This window comes from Martelella sp. K41-7 (assembly GCF_055808365.1).
In genome coordinates this window covers 4,183,382-4,201,625 of the sequence record NZ_CM147867.1, presented here as the reverse complement: position 1 = coordinate 4,201,625, position 18,244 = coordinate 4,183,382, and the positions used below count along the sequence as shown (strand labels likewise).

At 60.1% G+C, this 18,244-nt stretch carries 19 protein-coding genes; 7 read left to right on the top strand and 12 right to left on the bottom strand.

Going from position 1 to position 18,244, the window contains the following annotated elements; genetic code table 11:
* The first annotated feature begins 7 nt into the window (after positions 1-7).
* Both AC0L7L_RS19935 and gshB read left to right on the top strand, forming a co-directional pair.
* Entirely contained in the window at positions 8-1,060 is a 1,053-nt protein-coding gene (locus AC0L7L_RS19935) for a sn-glycerol-3-phosphate import ATP-binding protein UgpC (protein WP_272213890.1), read from the top strand.
* A gap of 76 nt (positions 1,061-1,136) precedes the next feature.
* The gene (gene gshB, locus AC0L7L_RS19930) at positions 1,137-2,084 is read left to right on the top strand and encodes a glutathione synthase (protein ID WP_272213889.1); all 948 of its coding nucleotides are present in this window, start codon (positions 1,137-1,139) and stop codon (positions 2,082-2,084) included.
* Positions 2,085-2,088: 4 nt separating this feature from the next.
* Here the strand turns inward: gshB and AC0L7L_RS19925 are convergent, their stop codons facing one another.
* A complete protein-coding gene (locus AC0L7L_RS19925; protein ID WP_473510965.1) occupies positions 2,089-2,421 on the bottom strand; it encodes a TM2 domain-containing protein in 333 nt (110 codons plus the stop codon).
* Between the two features lie 210 nt (positions 2,422-2,631).
* Here AC0L7L_RS19925 and AC0L7L_RS19920 point away from each other — a divergent pair, with 210 nt between their 5' ends.
* From AC0L7L_RS19920 to AC0L7L_RS19910, 3 genes are all read left to right on the top strand, one after another.
* Positions 2,632-4,170, top strand: a complete 1,539-nt coding sequence (locus AC0L7L_RS19920; RefSeq protein ID WP_473510962.1) for a YifB family Mg chelatase-like AAA ATPase — start codon at positions 2,632-2,634, stop codon at positions 4,168-4,170.
* A 299-nt stretch (positions 4,171-4,469) separates the two neighbouring features.
* Positions 4,470-5,507 carry a DUF2793 domain-containing protein gene (locus AC0L7L_RS19915; RefSeq protein ID WP_473510960.1) on the top strand — a complete coding sequence of 346 codons (1,038 nt, stop codon included), beginning with the start codon at positions 4,470-4,472 and terminating at the stop codon, positions 5,505-5,507.
* A 69-nt stretch (positions 5,508-5,576) separates the two neighbouring features.
* Complete coding sequence (locus AC0L7L_RS19910) at positions 5,577-5,822, top strand: hypothetical protein (RefSeq protein ID WP_272213885.1); 246 nt, start codon at positions 5,577-5,579, stop codon at positions 5,820-5,822.
* Between the two features lie 9 nt (positions 5,823-5,831).
* Here the strand turns inward: AC0L7L_RS19910 and AC0L7L_RS19905 are convergent, their stop codons facing one another.
* From AC0L7L_RS19905 to AC0L7L_RS19860, 10 genes are all read right to left on the bottom strand, one after another.
* On the bottom strand, positions 5,832-7,172 hold the full coding sequence (locus tag AC0L7L_RS19905) for an MATE family efflux transporter (protein WP_473510958.1): 1,341 nt from the start codon (positions 7,170-7,172) through the stop codon (positions 5,832-5,834).
* 6 nt (positions 7,173-7,178) lie between these two features.
* On the bottom strand, positions 7,179-7,757 hold the full coding sequence (locus AC0L7L_RS19900) for a peroxidase-related enzyme (protein ID WP_272213882.1): 579 nt from the start codon (positions 7,755-7,757) through the stop codon (positions 7,179-7,181).
* A 1-nt stretch (position 7,758) separates the two neighbouring features.
* A complete protein-coding gene (locus tag AC0L7L_RS19895; RefSeq protein ID WP_272213881.1) occupies positions 7,759-8,241 on the bottom strand; it encodes a CMD domain-containing protein in 483 nt (160 codons plus the stop codon).
* 12 nt (positions 8,242-8,253) lie between these two features.
* Positions 8,254-8,847 (bottom strand): 2-hydroxychromene-2-carboxylate isomerase, encoded by a 594-nt coding sequence (locus tag AC0L7L_RS19890; protein WP_272213880.1) that lies wholly within the window; start codon positions 8,845-8,847, stop codon positions 8,254-8,256.
* A gap of 12 nt (positions 8,848-8,859) precedes the next feature.
* Entirely contained in the window at positions 8,860-10,305 is a 1,446-nt protein-coding gene (locus tag AC0L7L_RS19885; RefSeq protein WP_272213879.1) for an NAD(P)-binding domain-containing protein, read from the bottom strand.
* A 29-nt stretch (positions 10,306-10,334) separates the two neighbouring features.
* Entirely contained in the window at positions 10,335-11,405 is a 1,071-nt protein-coding gene (locus AC0L7L_RS19880) for an ABC transporter ATP-binding protein (protein ID WP_272213878.1), read from the bottom strand.
* A 1-nt stretch (position 11,406) separates the two neighbouring features.
* Complete coding sequence (locus tag AC0L7L_RS19875; protein ID WP_473510954.1) at positions 11,407-12,198, bottom strand: ABC transporter permease; 792 nt, start codon at positions 12,196-12,198, stop codon at positions 11,407-11,409.
* 11 nt (positions 12,199-12,209) lie between these two features.
* The gene (locus AC0L7L_RS19870) at positions 12,210-13,193 is read right to left on the bottom strand and encodes an ABC transporter permease (RefSeq protein WP_272213876.1); all 984 of its coding nucleotides are present in this window, start codon (positions 13,191-13,193) and stop codon (positions 12,210-12,212) included.
* 87 nt (positions 13,194-13,280) lie between these two features.
* The gene (locus AC0L7L_RS19865) at positions 13,281-14,381 is read right to left on the bottom strand and encodes an extracellular solute-binding protein (RefSeq protein WP_272213875.1); all 1,101 of its coding nucleotides are present in this window, start codon (positions 14,379-14,381) and stop codon (positions 13,281-13,283) included.
* A gap of 68 nt (positions 14,382-14,449) precedes the next feature.
* Positions 14,450-15,193, bottom strand: coding sequence for an aspartate/glutamate racemase family protein (locus tag AC0L7L_RS19860; RefSeq protein WP_473510950.1), 744 nt, complete (start codon positions 15,191-15,193; stop codon positions 14,450-14,452).
* Between the two features lie 400 nt (positions 15,194-15,593).
* On the opposite strand from AC0L7L_RS19860, the gene AC0L7L_RS19855 reads away from it, so the two are divergent.
* Together AC0L7L_RS19855 and AC0L7L_RS19850 are read left to right on the top strand one after the other, a co-directional pair.
* Positions 15,594-16,055: an Lrp/AsnC family transcriptional regulator gene (locus tag AC0L7L_RS19855; RefSeq protein WP_272213873.1), complete on the top strand. Its 462-nt coding sequence runs from the start codon at positions 15,594-15,596 to the stop codon at positions 16,053-16,055.
* 22 nt (positions 16,056-16,077) lie between these two features.
* Complete coding sequence (locus AC0L7L_RS19850) at positions 16,078-17,154, top strand: NAD/NADP octopine/nopaline dehydrogenase family protein (RefSeq protein WP_473510947.1); 1,077 nt, start codon at positions 16,078-16,080, stop codon at positions 17,152-17,154.
* Between the two features lie 32 nt (positions 17,155-17,186).
* Here the strand turns inward: AC0L7L_RS19850 and AC0L7L_RS19845 are convergent, their stop codons facing one another.
* Positions 17,187-18,146, bottom strand: coding sequence for a hypothetical protein (locus tag AC0L7L_RS19845; protein WP_473510945.1), 960 nt, complete (start codon positions 18,144-18,146; stop codon positions 17,187-17,189).
* Between the last annotated feature and the right edge of the window lie 98 nt (positions 18,147-18,244).

Here is an 18,244-nt window from a genome sequence, read left to right as displayed (position 1 = left end):
AATAACAATGGCTGCTATCGAAATTTCCAGCGTTTCCAAGAGCTATACCGGCGACGCCCTTGCGGTCGATAACGTCGATATCGAAATCGAGGACGGCGAATTCATCGTGCTGGTCGGCCCCTCCGGCTGCGGCAAGTCCACCCTGCTGCGCATGGTGGCGGGCCTTGAGACCATCACCGAGGGCGAGGTGAAGATCGGCGGCAAGGTGGTCAACAAAAAGGACCCGGCCGAACGCGACATCGCCATGGTGTTCCAGAACTACGCGCTTTACCCGCACATGACGGTCTACAACAATCTTGCCTATGGCCTGAAAAACCGGGGCACGCCAAAGGCCGAGATCGCGGCGCGGGTGAATGAAGCCGCCCGGATGTTGGAGCTTGAACCCTACCTGGAACGCAAGCCGCGCGCACTTTCGGGCGGACAGCGCCAGCGTGTGGCCATGGGCCGGGCGATTGTGCGCAAGCCGGCAGCCTTCCTGTTCGACGAACCACTTTCAAACCTCGATGCGAAGCTGCGCGTTTCCATGCGCGGCGAGATCAAGCATCTGCAGAAAAGGCTCGGCACCACATCGATCTACGTGACCCATGACCAGCTTGAGGCGATGACGCTCGCAGACCGGCTTGTGGTGCTCAATGGCGGCAAGATCGAACAGATCGGCACGCCGCTCGATGTCTATCACAAGCCGGCCTCCACCTTCGTCGCCAACTTCATCGGGTCTCCGGCGATGAACCTGGTCGAGGGCAAGCTCACCGGTGGCCAGCTCATGATTGGCGACAACAGCATGCAATTTTCAAGCGCGCCGCCTGCCGATGGCCCGGTCACCGTTGGTATCCGCCCGGAAGACCTGCAGCCAACAACGGGAACAGGCATCAAGGCCCGGCTCGATTACGTCGAAGAGCTTGGCGCCACGAGGCTTGCCCATTGCATGACCGATGGTGAACGGCTGACGGCAGCGCTTTCTCCCGAGATACCGCTTGCCGACGAACTCACCTTCGCGGTGCTGCCGGAGAAGGTGCATTTCTACGACCACGCCACCGGAAAGCGGCTTTCGAACGCCTGAGCGACGCCTGCGATTGCCAAGGGGCGATGCGATGACTAAATATCGGGTCGCCTTAAACAACCGGGACACGCTTTTCATGGCCGCAATCAAAAACGTCGCCGTCCAGATGGACCATATCTCCACCGTGAAGATAGCGGGCGATTCGACCTTTGCGATGAGTCTGGAAGCCCAGAACCGCGGCTATAACCTGTTCCACTACACGCCCGAGCGGCTGAGCCTGCGCGATGGCAAGGTGTTTGCGACCGTCGAACCGATGACGCTGCGCGACAAGGAAGGCGACCACTACACGCTTGGCGCGCCGGAGCGGATCGACCTTTCGACCATGGATGTGGTGCTGCTGCGCCAGGACCCGCCCTTCGACATGGCCTATATCACCGCCACCCACCTGCTGGAGCGCATTCATCCAAAGACGCTGGTGGTCAACGATCCGGCCTGGGTGCGTAATTCACCGGAAAAGATCTTCGTCACCGAATTCGCCGACCTGATGCCGCCGACGCTGATCACCAAGGACGAAGATGAAATCCGCCGCTTCCGCGAGGAAATGGGCGATATCATTCTCAAGCCGCTTTACGGCAATGGCGGTGCAGGGGTGTTCCATTCCACCCGCGACGACCGCAACTTCACCTCGCTGCTGGAAATGTTCGCCCAGATGTTCCGCGAGCCCTATATCGCCCAGGCTTACCTGCCGGCGGTGCGCAAGGGCGACAAGCGCATCATCCTGATTGACGGCGAGTTTGCCGGCGCGATCAACCGCGTGCCGGCCGAGACCGACAGCCGCTCCAACATGCATGTTGGCGGGCGGGCGGAACCTTCCGAACTGACGGCACGCGAGGAAGAAATCTGCGCCCGCATCGGCCCATCGCTCAAGGAACGCGGCTTCATCCTCGTCGGCATCGATATCATCGGTGACTACATGACCGAGATCAACGTCACCTCGCCCACCGGCATCCGCGAAGTGCAGAAATTCGGCGGTGCCGACATTTCGGCGCTGATGTGGGATGCAATCGAGAAAAAGTGCGGCTGAGACGCTATTTCGACTGCCCGACCAGAGCCTGCTGCGTGAGTGAATTGCGCAGCGCGTTTTTCTGGGCGTCGATCATTCCTGAAATCAGAAACAGGTCGACCAGCCACCAGATGCCGAAAATGGCGAGAAACAGAAAGCCGATGAAGAACACGGCGGTCAGCCAGCCGACGACATTCAGCAGCAGCATGGTGATCGCCGATCCAGGCCTTCCGAGATAAAACCGGTGTGCGCCGGCCCAGCCGACAAAAAACCAGAGCAGATAGGCTGCCGCCGCCGATTTCGCGCCATTGGTCACCCGCTGTTCGATCAGGATCTGTTCTTCGGTCGTCAGTCCCATTTCATTCTCCGCCTTATCGAGCCGCAAGCCCGTTTCAGACGGTTTACGTCGCCGCACATGCGCATGTCCATCCCGAAGGACACGCTGCGGCCTGCTGGCACAATAAGTTCTTCTTTTGTTCTTGCAATACGGCGTGCGATATGGAATCATTACAACCATGGGGTTGGATAGAATGCTGTTTTAGGGACACTGATCGGAGCGGAGCTTGTCATGGTTTCCAGAGTACAGACGGTTTCATTTCAGGGTATCGAGGGGGTCCCGGTCGATGTTCAGGTCATGGTGGCCCCCGGCAAGATCGGCATGCAGATTGTCGGCCTGCCCGACAAGGCGGTTGCCGAAAGCCGCGAGCGGGTGCAGGCAGCCCTCCATGCCACCGGCCTTGCCCTGCCGCCCAAACGGGTGACGGTCAATCTCGCACCCGCGGACCTTCCGAAGGAAGGGTCACATTTCGACCTCGCCATTGCGCTCGCTCTGATGGCAGCGCTGGGCGCAGTGCCAGCGGATGCCCTCACCGGCTATGTCGTCATCGGCGAACTCAATCTCGACGGCACGATTGCCGCTGTAGCCGGCGCGCTACCCGCCGCAATGGCCGCAAACGCCATGGACAAGGGGCTGATCTGCCCGGCCGATTGCGGGCCGGAAGCCGCCTGGGCCGGGGCCGATATCGATGTTCTGGCGCCCAAAAGCCTGATCGCGATTGCCAATCATTTCAAGGGTACTCAGGTGCTCTCACGTCCGGTGCCAGCGGTTCGCACACCGGCTCACGGCCTGCCGGATCTTTGCGAAATCAAGGGCCAGGAAAGCGCCAAGCGCGCGCTTGAAGTGGCCGCCGCCGGCGGCCATAACCTGCTGATGGCGGGGCCGCCCGGTGCGGGAAAATCCATGCTTGCCGCCCGCCTGCCCTCCATACTGCCGCCGCTCCTGCCGCAAGAATTGCTGGATATGTCGATGGTACATTCGATAGCGGGAAAGCTTGCAGGCGGCCGCCTGTCCGATAGGCGCCCTTTCCGCGCGCCGCATCATTCCGCCAGCATGGCGTCACTGGTCGGGGGCGGGATAAAGGCACGACCGGGCGAGGCCTCGCTTGCCCATCACGGCGTTCTGTTTCTGGACGAATTGCCGGAGTTCTCGCCGCAGGTGCTCGATGCGCTGCGACAGCCGCTGGAAAATGGTGAGTGTGTGATCGCGCGCGTCAATCACCGGGTGTCCTATCCGGCAGCATTCCAACTGGTGGCTGCGATGAACCCATGCCGGTGCGGTATGGCGGGCGAACCTGGCCATACCTGCGCCAGAGGGCCGCGCTGCGCCGCCGACTATCAGGCGCGGATTTCCGGCCCGCTGATGGACCGGATCGACATCCGCATCGACGTTCCCGCCGTCAGCGCCATGGACCTCATCGGCGCTTCGGCTACCGGAGAGACCAGTGCCACGGTTGCACGCCGGGTCGCCTCTGCCCGCGAGGCCCAGCGCGATCGGTTTGCCGCGCTGGGTGAAAGCCCGGCAACCGTCAATGCGCGCTGTTCGGCCAACCTGATCGAGAAGCTTGCCGAGCCCGACGCGGCGGGGCTGGCATTGCTCCGGGAAGCGGCGGAAAAGATGCAGTTTTCCGCCCGTGGCTATCACCGTATCCTGAAGGTCGCCCGTACCATCGCCGATCTGGACGGCAAGGCAAATGTCGGTCGGGTGCATATTGGCGAAGCCATTGCCTACCGGATCTCGGCAGCCGAACGCATCCACACTGCCGCCTGACACGCGGCATGGGGTTGCACCGCGCGCCCGTCAGCAGCAGCACTTGCCAAGGCGGCACTGCAGGAAACAGCTATTTTCGAACGTTCTCGTCATTCCTGATGCGTTGAAACGCGGCCTTTGCTTTGAAAAGCATGGAGGTCCGCGCCGCGCGCGGCAACCCGGTTGTTCCGCAAAGAATATCCCGCGCTTTTCTTCAGCCATCATGCCGCTCTTCGCGCTTCCCCCACCATTTTTCCCGATCACTCCGGCAGCGTTAGGCTTGTGAGCATCAGGCCACAGGCCCGCAACAGGAGTTTATCATGTCGGATCAGACGGCCACGCTTGGCCTCCCCTTCATTCTGCCCGCCCAGGCACAGAAACATGTGACCCACAACGAGGCGCTTCAGAGGCTCGACGCGATTGTCCACCTCGCCATTGCCGGTGAGGGCAACGCGCCGCCTACAAGCCCAGACGATGGCATCTGCTATCTGGTTTCCGCCGCACCAACCGGCGAATGGGCAGGCCAGGCAGGCACCATCGCAATCTTTCAGGACGGCCACTGGCAGTTTGTAGCACCGGTTGCCGGCTGGTCGGCCTGGTTTGCAACCGATGGCAGCCTGCGCATTTTCGACGGAAGCGACTGGGTTTCACCGCCCCTGCCGGCGAACCTCGAAACCTCCATGCTCGGCATCAACGCAACCGCCGACGCCATCAACAGGCTGGCGATTTCAGCCGACGCGACACTCTTCAACAATGCCGGCAGCGGGCATCAGTTGAAGATCAACAAGGCTTCGCCCGGCGACACAGCCTCATTGCTTTACCAGACGGGCTGGTCCGGGCGCACGGAGATGGGGCTTTCCGGCTCGGACAGTTTTGCCATCAAGACCAGCGCCGATGGCGCAAGCTGGCACGAAGCGCTGCGGATCACCCCGGAAGGCGCCGTCACCATGCCCTCGCGTCCGCTGGCCCGGGCCGCTGCACCGAGCGGTTCGGTGCTGATCGCGGGTCCCGCCAACAGAGGCTTCGGCACGCTTCATGTCGGTGAAGGCGGGTTTGCGCTGGGCGCGGCCGTCACCGGCGGCGGCAACAGACTTACCTTTCCCGCAAGCGGCTATTATGCCCTCAGTCTCACCGTCACGGCCTCAGCAGCAGGCAACTACACCGTATTGCTGGAAAAGAACGGGTCGGAAAACTGCGTGGTCCTGCGCGGCATCGCCACCGGGGGCAGCCCGCTCACCCATTCGGCAACCGCCATCAGCTATTTCACAGCCGGCGATTATGCCCGTCTCGCCTTCACCGGCACGGCGACCTTCGAGTTTGGCTATGGCGCAACCGAGATGACAGCCATGCTTCTTTGATAGCCGTCTTGCAATCGACCGCCCTTCCCCGCTATGCCTTTTGAAACGGTAAACCCGAAAGGCGAAGACATGGCAGGCAAGATCGACTGGCGCGAAAGCCTCAATCTGAAACACCCATCGCTGAAGCCGCTCTGGGTCAGGGTCCTTGCCGTCGCGCTTTGCGGCGGCTGGGCCATTGCCGAGCTTTTCATCGGCACACCGTTCTGGTCGGCGCTGTTTGGCGCGGCCGCAGCCTATATGGCCTATGTGTTCTTCATCTCAGCGGATCGTCACTATTTCAATTCGCGCGAGCCTGAAGAAAAACCGGAAGACTGAGTTCCAGCCTCAAAGCGGATAGCGCCCTGAAAACGTCCGGTCAGCCAGCTTCGGCAGCATAAGCCGGAAGGCGACAGAGCGCACGCCCTGAAACAGCAACATCGCCATCCACAGGCCGTGATTGCCAAAAAGCGGCTGCAGCACGGCCCAGGCGGCGAAGTAGCAGGCCAGCGAAATCAGCATCAGCGTGCGCATTTCGCGTGACCAGGTGGCACCGATGAACACCCCATCCATTTGGAAGGCAATCACGCCAATGATCGGCATGATCGCCGCATAAGGCAGATAGACATGGGCGAGTTCCTGGGTCTCGGCGATCGGTGCGATCAGCGCGACGACCCAGGGCCCGGAGATGAAGAAGGCACCCGAAACGAACACTGCCATCGCCACCCCCCAGAGCGTGGTCAGCCGGATCACGCGGTCGAAGGCCGGGCGATAGAACGCGCCCACGGCGCGGCCGGCCAGCTGTTCGGCGGCGGTGGCAAAGCCATCGAGAAAGGCGACGCCGAAGAAATAGTAGCGGAGCAGCACCGTGTTTGCGGCCAGAACATCGATGCCCAGAACCCCACTCTGCCGGGTGAAGAACGAGATCCCGATCAAAAGCGCAAACGAGCGGATCATCATGTCGCGATTAACCGAAAACAGCCGCTTTACGGTCGAAAGGTCCGGAACTTCCCATTTGCTCCGGTCGGTTCGGCGAACAACCAGCACGACACCGGCAATGGCAGTCAGCCCTTCGGCGACAAGGCTTGCAGCGCCCGCACCGGCCAGCCCGTAGTTCAGCCACAGCACCCATAAAAAACTGAAAAACAGGTTGAGCGCATTGAGCGCGACCTGCAGCGAAAGCGCTGTTACCGCCTCGCCCCGGCCAATAACCCAACCAAAGACAACGAAATTGAAGAGCGCAAACGGCGCCGACCATACCCGCCAGGAATAGTAGGTCCAGGCCGCCTCTCCGACTTCGCCGTCGGCACCGAGCACCAACAATCCAAGATGACCAATCGGCACATGGAGCAGCAGGATGAGAAGGCCTGCGCCGATCGCGATCAGGATACCGCCAAGCAGCATGCGCTGTTCGGCGCGGCGATCATCAGCGCCGACGGCCTGCGCCGTAAAACCGGTCGTGGCCCCGCGCAGGAAATTGAAGGTGGTGAACAACACGTCGAAAATCACCGCCGCCAGCGCCACACCGCCAATCAGCACCTCATCGCGCAACTGACCGACCACGCCGGTGGCCGCAAGGCTCACCAGCGGGGTGGAAAAATGCGCGATCATCATCGGCAAGGCGATGGTGAGCACCTGCCGGTGCGTCACCGAAAAGGGGCGCGGAACGCGGCTGGCGGTGGTTTCCAAAATAACCTATTCCTTGATGTGCGGCTCGCCGAGCGTGTGCATCAGCCGGTTGGCCCAGCCGAAAATGGCGATGGCGTGGATTAGGTCGAGAATTTCCAGGTCGTCAAGGCCGGCCTCGCGCAAATGATAGAACTGATAGACCCCGACATTGTCCGGGTGAGCTGTCAGATCAACGCCGAAATTGAACAACGCCTGATCGTATTCGGGAAGATCCGCCTCAAGGCCCTTTTCGTAGATCGCGTAGATCACCTCGGGGCGCTTTTCCAGCTGGATATGGCGATTGGCGTGGACGGTGGCGCAATAGATGCATTTGTTGACGAAGGAGGCGGCAAGCGCGCCCATCTCCCGGCCGGCCCGCGACAGCCCCTCCTTGGAATACATGATATCGTTGAAGAGCGGCGAGCGCTCCTTCAGCGTCTCCGGTTCCTGCGCCAGCACCAGCACATAGTCCGACACCTTGGTATTTGACGGCGTGATCTTCAGCGCGTCGCGCTGTGCCTCGGTCGCCGTCTCAAGATCAACCGGCGTCACATAGGGGTGCCAGTCGAGTGGTTTCAGCGTGAATTCGTGAACGGGTTCGGACATGTCAGTGGTCCCTCAGCATCTTGAGCCCGGCAACGACCAGGATCTGGTAATTGACGAAGGCGGTCAGGCTCGCCAGCGTCACGATGTCCCGGTCATCGAGCCCCACGGCGTAGAGCTTTTCCACATCGTCGCGCGTCGCTTCCTTCGGCGAGAGCGTGACGGTGTCGACACGATTAAGGATCGCATCCACCTTCGGATCGGAGTCCCTCGCCCGGAAGGCCGGGTCAGGAATGGCATCGAATGCGGTTTCGCCGTAGCTCTTCAGAAGATCGCGATAATGCGCTTCAAGCTCGCCGGCCTTCCAGTGGGCGCACATGCGTGCGGCAAGGGCGGCACGCATGGCATAGCTGAAATTGCCGGGATCCTTCGGCGTCAGAGCGGCCTCATAGCTTGCCTGCGTCTTGGCCTTCAGCGTTTCGCGCCGGTTGCGCAGCGCGATAATGTCGGCATCTTCGCCAAGCGCCTTGTCGATCACATCGACCATTGGTTTCTCCCTTCAGTCCGCAGACAGTGCTTCGTCGAGAAAATCGAGCCGGTCCTGCCCCCAGTAGAGCACGTCCCTGTAGATCCAGGTCGGCGTGCCGAACACACCGCGTGCGGCGGCTTCGGCATGGCTGTCATGCCAGGCCTGAACAATCTCCGGCTGTTCCTCCATCGCCTGCAGCGCCTTGCCGTCAAGACCGATGCGGTTGGCAACGTCGATGCGAACTTCCGGCAGCGTCACGTCCAGTTCCTCGCTCCACAGCGCGTGCAGCAGGGCGTGGGAAAGTTCAAGCGCGGGCTGTCCCTCGCGATCAGCGGCAATCACCATACGCGCAGAAAACTCGTTATTCGTCGGGTAATGCGCCGGCTTCAAAACCAGCGGCATGTTGAGACGCTTGCGCCAGCGATCAAGCTCAACAGCATGGTAATCCTGACGCGGCTCCGGCCGCGAGCGCAGCGGTACACCGCCATTGTCGGTCACGATCCGGGTCGGGCGGACGACGACATCAAGGTCGTGCTTTTCAACCAGCGCCTTGAACTGCGGCCAGCCGAGATACGCCCATGGAGAAGAAAGGGCGTGGTAATAGTAGACGGTTTTCTTTGTCATCATTCTATTCTTTCAGGCCTTTTCGGCTTGGTGGGCATCGGCGTCGGCCCATTCGGACCCGTCGAGCTCCGGCTTTTCATAGGCAATCAGGTCTTCCCAGTGCTGCTCCAGGTCCTTGCGGAACAGGCTGGAGGCCACACCGCGGGCAAGCCAGACGGCACCCTCGCTGATCGCCGGGATGTCACCGGACACCTTGCCGAGGCTCATCGCCGAACTGTAGTTGAAGCAGTGGATATCACCGAGGAACGCTGACGTGCCTTGCGTCTTCGGCGCAAACGAGAAATCGTCATTCAGCCACGGAAAGCGCGCCAACCCCGGGTTCTGCTCTTCGGGCGGCGGGGTGTAGCGGTCCTCCCAGCAAGCAATCTCGCTGTTGAACGGCTCAAATTCCGGGCGCACCATCGGATCGATGGTAAAGCCGGTCCCCAGAACCAGAAAATCACAGCAGAATTCACGGCCCGTCACCGTGGTGATCACCACTTCGGCGCCGTCCTGTTTGATTTTCGCGATACCGCAATTGAAGTGGAAGAACGCATTGTCATGGCGGCTGACGCGCAGCGTGGAGCCGTGCGGTGCCGGCGTCTGCTGCTTGTCACCGTAATCCATAATGCGCCAGCGCCATTCCGGCGACAGATCCGGCAGGCCCGCCGTCACCCCATAGGAACCAATTCCCATCAGCTTGTTGATGGTCGGCATCTGCTTGCGCCGCGCCAGAAGACGAACCTCGGCTGCGCCATGCTCCAGCGCTTCGGCAGCGTTATCGACAGCCGATGCACCGACGCCGATGACGACGACGCGCTTGCCCTTCCATCTGTCGAAATCGATTTCGTCGGCCGAATGCGCCCAGCTTGACCGCGGGAGATCGGAGACAAAGCCAGGTACGGTGCCCTTGCCGAGACCGTCACGGCCCGTGGCCCAGATCAGCTTTCGGGTGATGATGGTCTCGCCATCGACCATTTCAAGCGTCAACAGCCCGTCTTCGCGCGGGATCACGCGTTCGACTTTCATGCCGTTTTCAACCGGCGCGCCGACAACCTTGCGATACCAGATCAGGTATTCCTGCCACATCGGCCGAGGGATGCGGTGAAGTGCGTCCCATGCTTGCGTGCCGAACTGGGCGCGGTACCATGCCTGAAAGGTGAGCGAGGGAATACCAAGCGCGGGGCCAAGCAGGTTTTTCGGCGAGCGCAGTGTCTCCATCCGCGCATAGGTCAGCCACGGGCCTTCCTTGCCCTTTGGCGCCATGTCGATGATGCGGGAGCTATGCATGCCCTGGCGCTTCAGTTGCAGCCAGGCCGCAAGCCCGCACATGCCAGCGCCGACGATGACGATATCGCTGACCGGCTTGCCATCGACCGGAGACACGGGTTTCACCCAGTTGGCCGAGGGAAAATTGAGATAGTCGAGATCCTGCCGGACCCGCTGGTTCAGCGCGTCCAGCGCCTTTTCATTGGTCATGTCTTCAGTCCTTCACGAATTCGCAGGCTTCAGTCGGCGAGCACTACGGCGTCTTCTTCGCGCCAGCCGATCCACACATCATCGCCCTCCAGATGGGCAAGCGCGACCGGATCAAGCTGGGCGACGAGCGATTGGCCTTCATGAAGCCCGACGGTCAGCGCGGTGAAATTACCCTTGAACAGCCGGTTGGTGACCTTGCCCGGCAAGGCGATCTTCCGGTCCGGCTGGCCGCTGACGGCGTAGATCGCCTCGGGCCTCAACGCCACGGTGACATGGCTCCCGACCTTGGCAGCCGGGCCAGTCAGCGTTGCGTGGATGATATGGCCGCACCAGTCGAGCGTGGCGATATTGCCATCAACCGAGCGAACCACGGCATCGAGGAAATTCGACTCCCCGATGAAAGTGGCGACGAAACGGTTGACCGGCCGGGCATAAAGCGCGTGAGGGTCGCCCATCTGCTCGACACGCCCCTTGTTCATCACCACGATCAGGTCGGACATGGTCAAGGCCTCCTCTTGGTCGTGGGTGACGAACAGGAAGGTCTTGCCAGTCTTTTCCTGAATGCTTTTCAGCTCGATCTGCATCTGGTGGCGCAACTTGGCATCGAGCGCGGAAAGCGGCTCATCAAGCAAAAGCACATCCGGGTCTGGCGCCAACGCGCGCATCAGCGCCACGCGCTGGCGCTGACCGCCGGAAAGCTGGTCGGGCATGCGGTCGGCATAGTCCTGTAATTCCACCAATTCCAGAAGCTCCATCACCCGTGCGTGGATCTTCTCTGACGGCATGCCCTTCAGCTCAAGGCCGAAGGCAATGTTGCGGCCAACCGTCAGATGCGGAAACAGCGCGTAGTCCTGAAACACGATATTGACGTTGCGCCGATGCGGCGGCAGATGGGTCACATCCTTGCCGTCGAGTGTGATCGTGCCCGACGACGGCGTCTCAAAACCGCCGAGCATGCGCAGCGACGTCGATTTTCCGCAGCCCGACGGTCCCAGAAGCGTGACGAATTTGCCGCGCTCGATCTGGAGGTCGAGATTGTTCACGGCAAGCGACTTGCCATAGTATTTGTTGACGTTCTTGAAGTGGACGAGGGGTTGCATTTCAGTTCCTTGAACGGCGGACACGGCGTTCGGCATAAAGCCCGATGGCGCCGGTGGCGATGAGGACGAGTGTGGCCATGGCGTTGATCTCCGGCGACATGCCGCCCGAAATCTTGGCGAAGATCAGCATGGGAAGGGTGGTCTGGTAGCCGCCCAGGAAGAAGGTGCGCACGAAGTCGTCGATGCTCGTCAGCGCGCAGAAGATCATGCCGCCGACCAGCGCCGGGCCGAGATAGGGCAGCGTGACGCGGAAGAAGGCGATGAAATTGTCTGCTCCGAGATCGCGCGCAGCATCCACAAGGTTGGACGGCATCGACCTGAGCCGGGTCATCGCCATGATCACCACGAACGGTACGGCATGGACCGTATGGCCGAGGATGATCGCGAAGGTCCCGGTCGGCACATCGATCGCGCGGATAAAAATGCGCATCGAAATCGCCTGGATCATGCCCGGTACGACGGCGGGCAGACAGGCCAGCGCGAAGATCAGGGCCTTGCCCCAGATTGCCTCGTTGGAGGCAAGAAGCGCGATCCACACGCCGATGGCAGTCGCCACGACGGTGACGATAAAAGCGATCATCAGCGAATATCCGACGGCGCTCAGGAACTGCTCGTCCTGAACCACCTGCACATACCATTTCATCGTGAAGCTATCGATCGGAAACGAGATGAAGTTCAGATCCTTGAAGCTCATCGCCGTCATCAGCATCAGCGGCACGAACAGGTAGGCAACGAAGGCCCAGTAGAAACCAGTGAGGAAGACGTTCTGGGGATTTTTCATATAAAGTCGCATGGATCAGCCCCTCACATCAGTTTCACATTGCGCCCGCCGACAACCCGCACGAACAGGCCGACAGTGGTAAGCGAGATCAACAGCATGATGATTGAGAACGCGGCACCGGCCGGCCATTTGTCGTTGGAACCGTGGAAAAGCTGGGCGATGATTTCCGGGAAAATCACGGTATTGGGGCCGCCGAGAAGCAGCGGCGCGGCGAACACACCGATCGTGGTCAGAAACACCAGGCTGCAGCCCGAAACGATGCCGTCACGCGACAAGGGCAGGATGACCCGGCGGAAGCGCTGCAACGGGCCAGCGCCGAGATCGGACGCGGCATCGAGCAGGCTGTTCGGGATCTTCTCGATCGAGGAATAAAGCGGAAGCAGCATGTAGAGCGCGATCAGGTAGACGACGCCGAAGCTCAGCGAGAAATAGGTGTAAAGCATCGGGATCGGCCGGTCGATGATGCCGAACTCGCGCAACAGCGCGTTGACGGCGCCGCGATTGGCCAGCAGCATGATGACGGAAAACACGCGGATGATCTCGCCTGCCCAGAACGGCGTCAGCAACAGCAGGAGCGCCCTGTTGCGCGAGGCCGGACGGATAACCTTGCCGATATAATAGGCAACCGGATAGACCACGATCAGCGTTGCCGCGGTTACCGCCACGGAGAACACAACGCTGCGCAGGAAGGGCATGAAATAGAGGCTTTCCTGAAAGAACAGCGCATATTGGGAAAGCGTGTAGACGGGCTCGTCGCCATCCATCAGCGGGTAATTGGCTAGCAGCGAAATATTCGCCATCTGCAGGATCGGGCCGATATTGAAAAAGGCAATCCAGGCAAGCGGAACGGCAAGCAGGGCGGCAAGCCGGGCAACCCGGCTTTCAGCCAGAAGGCCGATCGTGCCGCGGTAAAGCGGAGAACGGGCCAGCGTACCGATCCATCCGGCGTAGCGCGTCCGTCCCTTTTTCACGCCCTGACCGCTACCGGCCAAAACATCTTTGGTCATTGTTTGAAAATCCATACATTAAAAAGCTGCGGCGCGGCGATTGCTGCAGCCGGCCGGGCAGAACGCGTCCACCCGGCCAGGCGCTGATCAGGCTGCCTTGATTTCGGCAACCGCCCTGTCGATCATCTCGTTCTTCATGTCGCGGTTTTCTTCCGCGAAGAACTGGATGCGGGCGATCTGTTCTTCCGGAAGCGCGATCGCGGCGCGTTCACGATCGGACAACAGCTTGTCGACGCCGCCGAAGGCGCTTGCGAAGCCAGACTGACGCGTCATGGCTGCACCGACTGCCGGATTGGCGAGAAGCGCGGAGAAGAACTTGTAGGCGGCATCCACATTCGGCGCGTGGTTGACGAGATTGAAGGAGTAGAGGAAGCCGTAGGTGCCCTCCTTCGGGATCGACAATTCCACCGGGAAGTCTTCCATGATCAGCTTGGCAGCAGGGCCGGACCAGCCCTGGGCCACATAGACGTCCTCGTTGACCAGCATCTGCTGCATCTCGGAGCCGCCGTCATAGAACTTGCGGACCATGTCCTTGTGCTCGATCAGGAAATCGCGCGCGGCATTGGTGGCGGCCTGCGCTTCTTCGGGCTTGCCGACATAGGACACGAAATCACCGTCATAGCCGAGATATTTCATCGTGATGGAGAGGAAGTCGGAGATGATGTAGGTGGTAAACCCTTTGTATTCCGGGTCGAACATCAGGTCCCAGCTGTCGGACTTCTTGGTGTAGTCGGTGTTGCGGACCATGCCCTCGAAACCGGCGAGCAGCGGCACACCGAAAACTTCACCGTTGCGGATGAGCTGCGGAGCGCCCTTGTACGGGCCTGCGAGATTGTCCCAGGTGGTAATCCGGGAGGGATCGATCGGCTGAAGGAGATCGGACGCCATGAACTGGCTGAGACGGTGACCGGCAACGGTGACGATATCGGTGGTCGGGTCGGAACCTTCAGCGGCCAGCAAGTTGTATTGTTTGCCCTGGTCGTCCGTCAGGCGGATGCGGACCTCGATACCGGTATCGTTTTCAAACTGATCGATAAAATCGTCGGGCAGGAACTTGTCATAGGTGGTGATGTTCAGGACGTTTTCCTGCGCATAGGCCGGACGGATGATGGACGGTGCGGCGAGAAGGCCTGCACCCGTACCCATCATTTTCAGAGTAGAGCGCCGTGTCGGATTGCGAAATGTCATTCTCGATCTCCTGGTTTTTCTATGCCGCGCCCAGTCCCTCTCGGCTGGAACGCCGGCTTTTCGCCAGCCTAATGCATTAAAAGAGGCCGGCTTTCTTTCCCCTCCGCTGAAAGTTCTTCTTCCAGGGAGAATCGTACGGCTGCCTCGGCGTGAAGCAGCGTTGAGTCAAAACTCGGTATATCGAAATCTTCCGGACTAACCAGAAGGCCGACCTCGGTGCAGCCGAAGATGACGCAGTCGGCACCGGCTTGTTTGGCGCGCCCGACAATCTCGACATAGCGTTCGCGCGATGCCCTGCTGATCACACCGCAGCAGATTTCCTCGAAGATCACATCATGCACCGTGGTCCGGTCATCGGCGTCCGGGATAACGGGATCGAGGCCGAAATGGGTCCGCAGGTAATCGACATAGAACGGCTTCTCCATGGTGTAGCGGGTCGCCATCAAAAGCGGTCGCCTCATACCGGCATCCTTCACGGCGCTCCCAGTCACCTCGGCGATATGGATCAGCGGAATGTCGATTGCCGCTTGAATATCTTCGGCCAGAATATGCATCGTATTGGTGCAGATCAGCACCATGGCGCAGCCGCACTGCTCAAGTTCGCGGGCAACCGCAATCAGCGTTTCGGCGGCGAGATCCCAGCGCCCTGCCTTCTGCTGCGCAACGATTTCCGAGAAGTTGACCGAGCGCAGGCAAAGATCCGATGAAGCCAGACCGTCGCCCATCAGACGCCGGACTTCCTCGTTGATGTGCTTGTAATACACTGCGGTGCTCTCCCAGCTCATGCCGCCGATCAGGCCTATCCTTTTCATTGTCTTATTCTCAATTCTGTTTCAGGTACGAACATATTCAATGTACCGAACCTAACAGAAGATAGTTTTCTCATTTTTACAAAAAATGAGGTAATTCAGAATTTTCATCCTACATATTGACGCAAAAAGCGGAAACTCTCTTCATAGCGGCAACTTGACATAAATTCCATACTCATGCACAAATTTTACCCAAGAGATACAATTCGCTAAACTTTAGGCAGACCATGCGAAATTTTCCACGTTTTGACAAGGGTCAACCAACCAATAAAACCATACCTGCTGCCCCATTTCGGCGTCAGTTTTTGTCGAAACAGCCTGATAAATGAAATTTTCATCTCAATTTTCAGATGATTCTGAGAGATTTGTCCCGCCCTGTCGGTGACATTGGGGAGCGTATAGAATGTTTGACCAGATCGACCGCAAGATCATCGATATCCTGCAACGCCAGGCCGACCGAACGGTCAGTGATATCGCCGAAGAGGTCGGCCTGTCGCACACACCCTGCTGGCGGCGGATCAAGCGGATGGAGGATCTCGGCTTCATCCGGGCGCGGGTCGCGCTTATCGACCGCAAGATGGCCAATATACCAATGACAGTCTTTATCTCGGTCAAGGCGCCGCGCCACGCAATCGAATGGCTCGACGAGTTCCGCAAGCATATCCGGGACATCCCCGAAGTGACGGAGGCCTATCGCCTGACCGGCGATGCGGATTACCTGCTCAGGATCGTGGTTCCCGATATTGAAACCTATGACCAGGTTTACAAGAACCTGATCTCGCGGCTGGAATTTTCCGACGTCAACTCCTCGATCGCCATGGAGGAAATGAAATTCACAACCGCGTTGCCCACCAATTACATGTAGAAGACAAAGGCTCGAAGACATCATGAAAATCGCAATTCTCGGCGCTGGCAACAACGCCTATGGCCTTGCTGCCTTTATCGCCGATGCCGGCCATACACCGATCCTGTGGTCGCCTTCGGGAACCAAAGCGGTTGCACTTGCCAAAGGCACCGCGCTGACCGCCACCGGCGCAGTGGAATTTGAAGGCGCGGTGGATGTCGCCGGTTCCTGCAAAGATGCGGTCGCCAGCGCTGACCTCGTGATGATCGCCATGCCGGTGAACGGCCACAAGGCCGCAATCGATGCGATGGTGGATCATCTGAAACCCGCAACACCGGTGATCATCTCCTCCCACAGCTCCTTTGCAGCGCTTTACCTGTCGCGCGCGCTGAAACAGGCCGGCAAAAGATTGCCGATCATCGCCTGGGGCACAACGCTTCTGACCGCCCGACGCAAGGGCGACAGCGCCGTCGTGGTCAATACCGTGCGCCAGAAGGTCGACATGGCAACCGTCCCCTTCAGTGCGATGGATGAGGGTCATATGCTCTGCACCGAACTTTTCGGTGACCGTTTCGTCAAACGCGATGGCCTGATGGCGATCGCACTGTCCAATCTGAACCCGCAAAACCATCTCGGCATCGCAATGATGAACCTGACACGGATGGAAAAGGGCGAAATCTGGGGACAGGGCGAACACATCACCCCGGCGGTTGGCCGCTTCATCGAGGCGCTGGATGCCGAACGACTGGCGATTGCGGAAAAATTCGGCCTGCATGTGAAGACGGTGCGCGAGCATTTCTCGCAGTCCTTCCACGTGCCCCTCGCCTCGGTCTCGGAGATGAACCAGGAGATGCATGCCGAGGGCCGCGGCGGGCTCGGGCCGTCCACGATCGAAAGCCGTTACATCCTTGAAGATGTGCCCTTTGGACTCGTTTCAACCAGCGCGCTGGGCCGCATGGCCGGTGTTCCGGCCACCTTGCATGAGGCTGGCACGGCGATTTTTTCTGCTGCCTATGGCCACGACCTGGCCGGCGACAACGACCTCCTGCCCGCCCTCGGCTTCGACACGATCGACCGGGCTGAGCTCGAACGGCTTTGCCGCGAGGGCTATGCCGGATGAGACCAACGGGAGGCCCGTCGTATCCGGCGGCCTTATCCGCGGTTGCAGTTCAGCGCGTGGAAATAGTCGCCCCAGCCATTGATGCGGATATTGAAATAACGCCCGCCCTCAAAGACCCGGCCGCCCTCCCACACGAACGCGCCGTTTCCGGCAGTGCCGCGCATATAGACAACGCCGTTATCCGTCATGAGGTCGACGAAGCGGCTCTCCCCGGCGTCAACACGGCCGGAAACTTCCGTGAACGCTCCGCTTTCAGCCGCATCCATCGCCCGGTACAGCACGCTATAATCAACAGGAACCTCGCACCTGTTGGTGAGCACAAATGTGATGAAGAGCTTGGGATCGGCTTCGATCGCGCGAAAGAAAGGTGAGCCGACGCCGGTTACAACCCGGCCAATTGCCTCTGCCTCTGCCTTTCCGAGATAACGGCCGCGACCGGAAGAGAGATAGATCCCGACAACGCCGGAAGCCGAGCGTATAGCCGCACCCGCTGCGGCATCGGACAGCGTGCAATTGAGTGACATACTGTCACCCGCCCCGATCGACAGTGCCGCACATGCGCGGCTCAGCATCGGCGCGCCTGAGGCCGCATCGTAAAACCGGACAGCCAGTACATCATCCTGCAGAGCAGCACTGTGCCGGCGAAAGACCGCCTCATCTGTCTCCGAAGCGAATGGCGCGCGACCGGCAAGCTCGCCAACCTCGACAATCGCGATCTGGCCATCCAGCGAACGGCCCGGGCCAAAGGGGGCTTCTTCGACCGGCAGATAGACCCGCATGATAAAGCGGCGCGATACAGGAATGTTCCCCTCTTTGAGATCGAGGCGCGGCATGACCTGCCGGTCCGCAATGACCTCACCGGTGCCCGGATCGATGACACAGGCCGCCGCCGTGATGACATGGCGCGGGCCAATCACGGTCGCACTGCAGACCACCTGATCGATGCCGGTCATGATTGCGGCGAGAGAATTGTCCCCGGCTTCGCGCCCCAAGACGGGATCTGCGGCCGTCTGCGCCCGCGCATCAACCGGAACAACGGCGAGGCAAAAAATGGCAGCTGACACGCCCGTGGCAGCGCAACGAAACCAAT

Coding starts and splice junctions, on each gene's coding strand:
- AC0L7L_RS19935 (WP_272213890.1), top strand. CDS start 8: ATGGCTGCTATCGAAATTTCCAGCGTTTCCAAGAGCTATACCGGCGAC.
- gshB (WP_272213889.1), top strand. CDS start 1,137: ATGGCCGCAATCAAAAACGTCGCCGTCCAGATGGACCATATCTCCACC.
- AC0L7L_RS19925 (WP_473510965.1), bottom strand. CDS start 2,421: ATGGGACTGACGACCGAAGAACAGATCCTGATCGAACAGCGGGTGACC.
- AC0L7L_RS19920 (WP_473510962.1), top strand. CDS start 2,632: ATGGTTTCCAGAGTACAGACGGTTTCATTTCAGGGTATCGAGGGGGTC.
- AC0L7L_RS19915 (WP_473510960.1), top strand. CDS start 4,470: ATGTCGGATCAGACGGCCACGCTTGGCCTCCCCTTCATTCTGCCCGCC.
- AC0L7L_RS19910 (WP_272213885.1), top strand. CDS start 5,577: ATGGCAGGCAAGATCGACTGGCGCGAAAGCCTCAATCTGAAACACCCA.
- AC0L7L_RS19900 (WP_272213882.1), bottom strand. CDS start 7,757: ATGTCCGAACCCGTTCACGAATTCACGCTGAAACCACTCGACTGGCAC.
- AC0L7L_RS19895 (WP_272213881.1), bottom strand. CDS start 8,241: ATGGTCGATGTGATCGACAAGGCGCTTGGCGAAGATGCCGACATTATC.
- AC0L7L_RS19890 (WP_272213880.1), bottom strand. CDS start 8,847: ATGACAAAGAAAACCGTCTACTATTACCACGCCCTTTCTTCTCCATGG.
- AC0L7L_RS19885 (WP_272213879.1), bottom strand. CDS start 10,305: ATGACCAATGAAAAGGCGCTGGACGCGCTGAACCAGCGGGTCCGGCAG.
- AC0L7L_RS19880 (WP_272213878.1), bottom strand. CDS start 11,405: ATGCAACCCCTCGTCCACTTCAAGAACGTCAACAAATACTATGGCAAG.
- AC0L7L_RS19875 (WP_473510954.1), bottom strand. CDS start 12,198: ATGCGACTTTATATGAAAAATCCCCAGAACGTCTTCCTCACTGGTTTC.
- AC0L7L_RS19870 (WP_272213876.1), bottom strand. CDS start 13,193: ATGACCAAAGATGTTTTGGCCGGTAGCGGTCAGGGCGTGAAAAAGGGA.
- AC0L7L_RS19865 (WP_272213875.1), bottom strand. CDS start 14,381: ATGACATTTCGCAATCCGACACGGCGCTCTACTCTGAAAATGATGGGT.
- AC0L7L_RS19860 (WP_473510950.1), bottom strand. CDS start 15,193: ATGAAAAGGATAGGCCTGATCGGCGGCATGAGCTGGGAGAGCACCGCA.
- AC0L7L_RS19855 (WP_272213873.1), top strand. CDS start 15,594: ATGTTTGACCAGATCGACCGCAAGATCATCGATATCCTGCAACGCCAG.
- AC0L7L_RS19850 (WP_473510947.1), top strand. CDS start 16,078: ATGAAAATCGCAATTCTCGGCGCTGGCAACAACGCCTATGGCCTTGCT.